Source organism: Methylobacterium oryzihabitans (assembly GCF_004004555.2).
GTDB lineage: Bacteria > Pseudomonadota > Alphaproteobacteria > Rhizobiales > Beijerinckiaceae > Methylobacterium > Methylobacterium oryzihabitans.
The window spans coordinates 1-457 of sequence record NZ_SACP01000149.1; the positions used below are offsets into that span (position 1 = coordinate 1).

A 457-nucleotide genomic window follows, 5' to 3' on the forward strand; every position below is an offset into this window, starting at 1 on the left:
CCTGCAGATTCGCGAGCAGACCTACACCAGCCTGGAGCAGGCCCGGGATCAGGTCGAACGCTTGGTCGCGGATGGCTTCGAGGTGATCATCGGCTCGCCAACGGTATGCCAGTTGGCCGTCGCAGCAGGTGCCCAAGGGGTACTGGCGCTGGATGCCGAAAGCCTGCGCCATACATTCGACAGCCTGGTGACCCTGAGTGCCAAGGCTGGTGGCGCCCCCACACGCCGCCTGCCACGGCGCAGCCTTGAACAACCCGATACGCGCCCGTTCAAGGCGCGCCATCGCTTCGAGCAACTGCTCGGTGACGCGCCGGCATTTCGCGCCATCCTCAACCTGGCTCAGCGTTACGCACAGGCCGACGCCACGGTGCTGATCACTGGCGAAAGCGGTACCGGCAAGGAGTTGCTGGCGCAGAGCATGCACCATGCCAGCCCGCGCCAACAGGGGCCGTTCGTG

At 65.9% G+C, this 457-nt stretch carries 1 protein-coding gene; it reads left to right on the forward strand.

The features are described from left to right. The coding region (locus EOE48_RS28790) for a sigma 54-interacting transcriptional regulator (RefSeq protein WP_187371598.1) at window positions 1-457 on the forward strand (457 nt) is incomplete at both ends.